Origin of the sequence: Rhodococcus sp. CX, from assembly GCF_015865005.1 — a bacterium.
Taxonomy (GTDB): Bacteria; Actinomycetota; Actinomycetes; order Mycobacteriales; family Mycobacteriaceae; genus Rhodococcus.
The window spans coordinates 1-6,627 of record NZ_JADZGH010000054.1 but is presented as its reverse complement, the minus strand read 5'-3'; the positions used below and the strand labels follow the sequence as shown (position 1 = coordinate 6,627).

Here is a 6,627-nt window from a genome sequence, read left to right as displayed (position 1 = left end):
CCACAAAGGCACACGGGCGGCGCCAGCCGCAGATTACGCGCGCGCCATGAAGGGCACCTTCGGCGCGATGAAGCGGTCGAGGCTGTACGCCCCCGCCCCGACCGCGGCGAGCAGCAGCGACCCGAGGCCGAGCGCGCCGACGAGTTCCCACCCGCCGTCGTTGACGTAGACGCCGTTACCCATGTGGACGAACAGGTAGGCGCCGAGCATGTCCAGGAACAACAACACCCCGAACACGGGGACGAGCAGACCCAGGATCAGGGAGATGCCGCCGAGGATCTCCACCCACGTGGCGATGAACGCGCTGACCGGCGGCGCGGGGACCTCCATGCTCTCGAAGCCGGCCTTGGTGCCGGAGTAGCCGTTGACGATGAGCTTCTGCAACCCGTGCACCAGGAAGATGACGCCGATACCCAGTCGAGCCAGCAGAATCGCGATGTCGCGGAAGAACGTGCTGTTCATGGGGAACCTCTCATCGACGAAACGGAAGGTTCACGCACATCGGTGATGCACGTCACACTCAATGTATCGCACCGCGGGAAATTGGTTGACTGCGCAACGATATGGTTTACGCTCAGGTAGTTGAACACGCAACGAACTGTGAGGAGCGAATCGTGAGCACCACCACCGACCGGGAACCCGACCGGTTCGAAGCCCAGCGCGAACGTCTCCGCACGCAGTACCTGCTGCCCGCCGACCGGCGGCCCGCCTCCACCGCCCGCGGGCTCCACCACACCGCGCTGCTCAGCAGCGACGTGGAGACGACGATCCGCTTCTACCAGGACCTCCTCGGATTCCCACTCACCGAACTGATCGAGAACCGCGACTACCCGGGCTCGACGCACTTCTTCTTCGACATCGGCAACGGAAACCTGCTGGCATTCTTCGACTTCCCCGGGCTCGACGTCGGCCCCTACCGGGAGGTCCTGGGCGGACTGCACCACATCGCGATCAGCGTCGCCCCCGACCACTGGGAACGGTTGCGGTCGGCACTCGCCGACGCCGGTGTCGCCACCGAGGAACACAGCGGGACGTCGCTGTACTTCCGCGACCCCGACGGCGCCCGCGTCGAACTCATCGCCGATCCGCTCGGCGAGATGTACGGGAACCAGGTGCTCTGACGGTCAGACCGGCCGCACGCCCTCGAACGCCTCGCCGAGCACCCGGCGCACCCCGACCCGCGTGATCTCCCGCGGGTTCGGGTACCTCCGCTCCGTCGCCAGGTGCGCGGCCTCGTCGAGGTCGCCCTCGCGCATCCCCAACTCGGCGAGGGTGGTCGGCCCACCCGCGGCGGCGACCAGGTCGAACACGCCCGCGGGCGCGGACTCGGTGCCGAGCACGTCCGCGATACGGGCCATCACGCCGGGCACCGCCTCCGCGTTGTACGCCATGACGTGCGGCAACATCACCGCGTGCGTCGCCGCGTGCGGCAGTTCGAACGAGCCGCCGAGCACGTGGCACAGCTTGTGGTGCAGGCCCATGCCGACGGCACCGAGGCACGTTCCCGCCAGCCACGCCGCGAGCAGCAACTCCGATCTGCCTCCGTGGTCGACGGCGTCGGCGCCGATCGCCGGCAGTCCCCGGCCGATCGCGGCGATGGCCTGCAGCGCCAGCGCATCGACGATCGGATTGGCCTGCTCGGCGTACAGGGCCTCGACGGCATGCGCCATCGCGTTCAACGCGCTGTTCACGGCCATGGGTACCGGCATCGACAGCGTGAACTCGACGTCGTAGATCACCGTCTCCGGCAGGATCTCCGGCGAGGATCGCGTCGTCTTGACCCCGTCCGCGGTCTCCCCCAGCACCGGGGTCACCTCGGACCCGGCGTAGGTCGTCGGCACGATCACCTGGTCGATCCCGGTGCGCACGGCCAGCGCCTTCGCCAGACCGGTCGTCGAACCACCGCCGACCGCGACGACCGCGTCGACGTCGTGCTCCTCGACCAGCCGCAGCACCCGCTCCGTGACGGCGACCGGGGTGTGCATGACGGCACCGTCGAACCGGGCGACCCGCAGGCCGCCCAGGACGTCCTCGACAAAACCCGCCTGCTTGCGCACGTGATCACCGCCGAGCAGCAACACTCGCGACCGGCCGAGCTTTTCGACCTCGTCGGCCACGCGCGCGGCCGTTCCCGCTCCGAACACCACCCGGGCCGGCTGTGCCGTGTAGACGAAGTTGTACATGCCTCCGATTGTTGCGGTTCCGGCGCGCGTACCCGGGCGGTTCGGGATCAGATCGCCGGGAAGCCGTAGACCCGTTCGGCGTTCGCGGTGGTCGCGGCCGCAAGTTCGAGCGGATCCTCCCCGCGCACCTCGGCGAGCGCCCGCAGCGTGTACGGCAGGCAGTACGACTCGTTGGGGGCGCCCCGGAACGGATGCGGGGTCAGGAACGGCGCGTCCGTCTCCACCAGCACCTGCTCGCGCGGCACCAGCGGCGCCGCTTCGCGCAGCGCCTTCGCGTTCCTGAAGCTGACGGTCCCGGAGAAGCTCAGCACGTAGCCGGCGTCGACGCAGGCCCGCGCCATGTCCGCGTCCGACGAGAAGCAGTGGAAGATCACCGTCTCGGGAGCGCCTTCGTCGTGCAGGACCCGCAGCAGCTCGGCGTCCGCGTCGCGGTTGTGGATCATCAGCGTCTTGCCGAGGCGCTTGGCGAGGTCGATGTGCCAGCGGAAACCGTCCTCCTGCTCGACGGGGTCGGCACAGCCGTCGAGTCTGCCCGGCCAGTACAGGTCCAGGCCGGTCTCCCCCACCGCGACGCACCGCGGGTCCGCGGCGAGGCGTTCGACCTCCGCGCGAGTCTGCTCGTCGAGGACGTTCGCGCGGGTCGGGTGGATCGCGACGGCCGCGTAGACGCGGTCGTCCCAGTGCGCCGCCTGCACCGCGAACCGTGCCGCGTCGAGATCGTCGGCGACCGTGACGACCCGGCCCACACCGACCGCGGCGGCCCGATCGACGATCGCCGCAACCGATTCGGGATCCTCCGCGCCGCACGCGTCGAGATGCGTGTGGGCGTCGACGAGGGGTGCGAGGGGTTCGGGGGGCTCGGGCGCGGGACGGGCTTTGCTCACGGGTTATACAGTAGCGCCACCATGACTGCGCCCATTTCCGCCCGCCCGCCGTTCTATCTGACCACCGCGATCGCCTACCCGAACGGTGCCCCGCACATCGGGCACGCCTACGAGTACATCTCGTCGGACGCGATCGCACGGTTCAAGCGTCTCGACGGCTTCGACGTGTTCTTCATGACCGGCACCGACGAGCACGGCCTCAAGATGCAGCAGACGGCCGTCAAGGAAGGGCTGCCGGTCGAGGAGCTCGCCGCGCGCAACTCGAGCGTGTTCGAGGCCATGGACAAGGCCCTGAACATCTCGTACGACCGGTTCATCCGCACCACCGACGCGGACCACATCGAGGCCAGCAAAGCCATCTGGCAGCGCATGGTCGATTCCGGCGACATCTATCTCGACACCTACTCGGGCTGGTACTCGGTGCGCGACGAGGCGTTCTACGCCGAGGCCGAGACGACGCTGCAGGAGGACGGCTCCCGGATCTCCACCGAGACGGGGACCCCGGTGGAGTGGACCGAGGAGTCCACCTACTTCTTCCGGTTGTCCGCCTACCAGGACAAGCTGCTCGCCCTGTACGAGGAGCAGCCGGACTTCATCGCCCCCGCGACCCGCCGCAACGAGATCGTCAGCTTCGTCTCCGGTGGCCTGAAGGACCTGTCGATCTCGCGCACCACGTTCGACTGGGGTGTTCCGGTGCCGGAGCATCCGGACCACGTGATGTACGTGTGGGTGGACGCGCTCACGAACTACCTCACCGGTGTCGGATTCCCGGACACCGAGTCCGACGCGTTCCGGAAGTTCTGGCCCGCGAACCTGCACATCATCGGCAAGGACATCACCCGTTTCCACACGGTGTACTGGCCGGCGTTCCTGATGTCGGCGGGCATCGAATTGCCCCGGCGGGTGTTCGTGCACGGCTTCCTCTTCAACAAGGGCGAGAAGATGTCGAAGTCGGTGGGCAACGTCGTCGACCCGCTCGAGATGGTCGAGAAGTACGGTCTGGACCAGCTGCGGTTCTTCCTGCTGCGCGAGATCTCCTACGGCCAGGACGGCAGCTACAGCCACGAGGCGATCGCCACCCGGATCAACGCGGATCTGGCGAACGAACTGGGCAACCTGGCGCAGCGGTCGCTGACGATGGTCGCGAAGAATCTCGACGGGCTCGCGCCGACGCCGGGCGAGTTCACCGAGGACGACCTGGCGCTGCTGGCGCAGGCCGACAGCCTGCTCGAGAAGGTGCGCGCCGAGTTCGACGTGCAGGCCCTGCACCTGGCGCTCGAGGCGATCTGGCACGTGCTCGGCGAGACGAACCGGTACTTCTCCGCGCAGGAACCGTGGGTGCTGCGCAAGACCGATCCGGCGCGCATGGCAACGGTCCTGTACGTGACGCTCGAGGTCGTGCGCATCGTCGGCATCCTCGTCCAGCCGGTGATGCCGGATTCGGGGACCAAGATCCTCGACCTGCTCGGCCAGGATGCGGATGCCCGCACGTTCGCGGACCTCGCGACGCGTCTGGTGCCGGGCACCGCGCTGCCGGCACCGTCGCCGGTGTTCCCGCGGTTCGTCGACGACGCCGAATAGTCCGCTCCCCGGGTTCGTGTCGGTGCCTTCCGTCACACTGCCCACATGGGGAGCACTAGAACATACATTCGAGAAGAAGACCTCGGCGCCCAGGCGCTGCTCGACGAGCTGACCTGGGCGTACGAGCGGGGATGGCAACCCGCGGACGTGCTGCACGTAACGGCGCGTTCCGGCGACCTCTCGGACGTGCCGCTCGGCGCGGCCGCGGTGCTGTTCGACGCGCACCGCAGCCGCGCCGAGGACCGGGCCCCGGAAGGCTGGCTCCGGCAGATCCGCACCGTCGCGGACCACCATCCGCACCTCGCCGCACTCGCGACGCGGATCCCGCCCGGCGATCGGGGTCCGCTGTTCGGCGCCGCCCTGCAGCGCGCGTTGCCGGACGTCACGCGGTTCCAGGTGACCGGCCTCGCGTTCACCTGGAAGTACCTGCCGCGCTTCACCGTTCTGGCCCCGCCGCCGTCGCAGTGGCCGCCGCTGCGCACCGCCTCCTCGGCGGATACGGTCCCGGATCCGCGGATCCTCGACCGGATCCGCGGGCTGCTGTCGAAAGCCGAGTCCACCGACTTCCCCGAGGAAGCCGAGGCGCTGACCGCGAAGGCCCAGGAACTCGTGACCCGCTACGCGGTGAGCGCGGCCCTGCTCGCCGGGAAGGACGAGTCGTCCGGCATCCGCGGGATGCGGGTGCACCTGGACAATCCGTACGCCAAGGAGAAGGTGCTGCTGCTCACCGCGATCGGGAGCGCGAACCGGGCGCGCACGGTGTGGTTCGCGAAGGTCGGTATCGCCACGGTCGTCGGCGGTGACGTCGAACTGCGCCAGATCGAGGTGCTGTTCGGGTCGCTGCTCGTGCAGGCGACCCGCGCGATGGCCGCGGCCGGAACCGGCGGCCGGGTCGGCGGCGGGGCCACCGCGTTCCGGCGCGCGTTCCTCGCCGGTTACGCCGGGCGGATCGGGGAACGGTTGCGGGAGGCCGACGCTCGTGCCACGGTCGACGCCGCCGCGGACGCGCACCTGCCGATGACGACGCTCGCGCCGATCCTGGCTCGCCGCTCCGAGGCGGTCGACGAGGAATTCCGCCGCCTGTTCCCCGCGACCCGGTCGTCGCGTGCCCGCACCGTCGACGCCGAGGGCTGGCACGCCGGACGGGAAGCAGCCGAGAACGCCTTCCTCACCTCACCGTCAACGTCCGGCCCGCAGTGACGGGCCGCGAATCACGAGTCGGCGAAGCCGAGTTCGGTCGCCAGGGTCAGGCCCTGCTCGACGGTGTCGACGCTGTACGTCAGGATCAGACCCGTCTTCCGGTCGATCGTTTCGAATCCGGAACTGTACGTGTCGTCCGTGGCGTAGTTGACGATGCGATCACCCGAGGAGTGCACGCGACTGGCGTATCCGGACAGGGTTCGGTCCCGGTACCGGATGAAATTCGAGCGGGCGTACTGGTCGTCGCGCCAGGCGGTGACCCACTGGTCGTCGTCCTCCGCCAACCGCATCACCTTGCCGACACTCGAATCGGCGATCACCACACACCGCAGCTGCAACGCACCCTCGTAACTGAATCCGGACTTGTCGCACGAGGACGACGAGGTGATCAGCTTGCCGGGCAGCAACGGCAGAACGTCCTCGGACACCTCGCTGATGTATGCCGAGTCCGAGGTCGCAGGGGGTGCGCCGGCCGGGGTGGCGGCCGCGTCGATGGTGGATGCCGCGGCGGTCGCGGGGGTCTCGCCACCGTCGACGGCGAAGTAGACGCCTGCCGCGGCGAGCACCGTGGCGAGCGCAGCCCCGGCGATCACGAACGGTGTGCGCGACCGCCCGGACACCGGAGCCGGTTCCGGTACGGGAACACCGGTGAAACTCGGCGCGGGAATGGGCGTGCGCGGCGGCTGCGCGGGCTCGCGGCGGACAGGCTCGGTCGCGCGCCATGGGGCAGGGTCGGTGGCGCGTCCGCCGGCGACGAACCCGGCCGCGCCCTTGGCGAC

Annotated in this window: 6 protein-coding genes and 1 pseudogene; 3 read left to right on the top strand and 4 right to left on the bottom strand. The window is 69.2% G+C overall.

The genetic code is table 11. The annotated features are described in order from the left end of the window. Window positions 1-33: 33 nt before the first annotated feature. Window positions 34-462, bottom strand: coding sequence for a DoxX family protein (locus I0Q12_RS05260; RefSeq protein WP_197250946.1), 429 nt, complete (start codon window positions 460-462; stop codon window positions 34-36). Window positions 463-614: 152 nt separating this feature from the next. On the opposite strand from I0Q12_RS05260, the gene I0Q12_RS05255 reads away from it, so the two are divergent. After that, the gene (locus tag I0Q12_RS05255) at window positions 615-1,121 is read left to right on the top strand and encodes a VOC family protein (protein WP_197250945.1); all 507 of its coding nucleotides are present in this window, start codon (window positions 615-617) and stop codon (window positions 1,119-1,121) included. 3 nt (window positions 1,122-1,124) lie between these two features. Here the strand turns inward: I0Q12_RS05255 and I0Q12_RS05250 are convergent, their stop codons facing one another. Next, window positions 1,125-2,183, bottom strand: coding sequence for a maleylacetate reductase (locus I0Q12_RS05250; RefSeq protein WP_197250944.1), 1,059 nt, complete (start codon window positions 2,181-2,183; stop codon window positions 1,125-1,127). A 47-nt stretch (window positions 2,184-2,230) separates the two neighbouring features. Further along, on the bottom strand, window positions 2,231-3,067 hold the full coding sequence (locus tag I0Q12_RS05245; RefSeq protein WP_197250943.1) for a TatD family hydrolase: 837 nt from the start codon (window positions 3,065-3,067) through the stop codon (window positions 2,231-2,233). A gap of 21 nt (window positions 3,068-3,088) precedes the next feature. On the opposite strand from I0Q12_RS05245, the gene metG reads away from it, so the two are divergent. After that, a complete protein-coding gene (gene metG / locus I0Q12_RS05240; RefSeq protein ID WP_197250942.1) occupies window positions 3,089-4,648 on the top strand; it encodes a methionine--tRNA ligase in 1,560 nt (519 codons plus the stop codon). A 45-nt stretch (window positions 4,649-4,693) separates the two neighbouring features. After that, window positions 4,694-5,848: a DUF2786 domain-containing protein gene (locus I0Q12_RS05235; protein WP_197250941.1), complete on the top strand. Its 1,155-nt coding sequence runs from the start codon at window positions 4,694-4,696 to the stop codon at window positions 5,846-5,848. 11 nt (window positions 5,849-5,859) lie between these two features. Here I0Q12_RS05235 and I0Q12_RS05230 read toward each other — a convergent pair. Continuing rightward, window positions 5,860-6,627: pseudogene (locus I0Q12_RS05230) on the bottom strand (Hsp70 family protein); the annotation flags it as partial.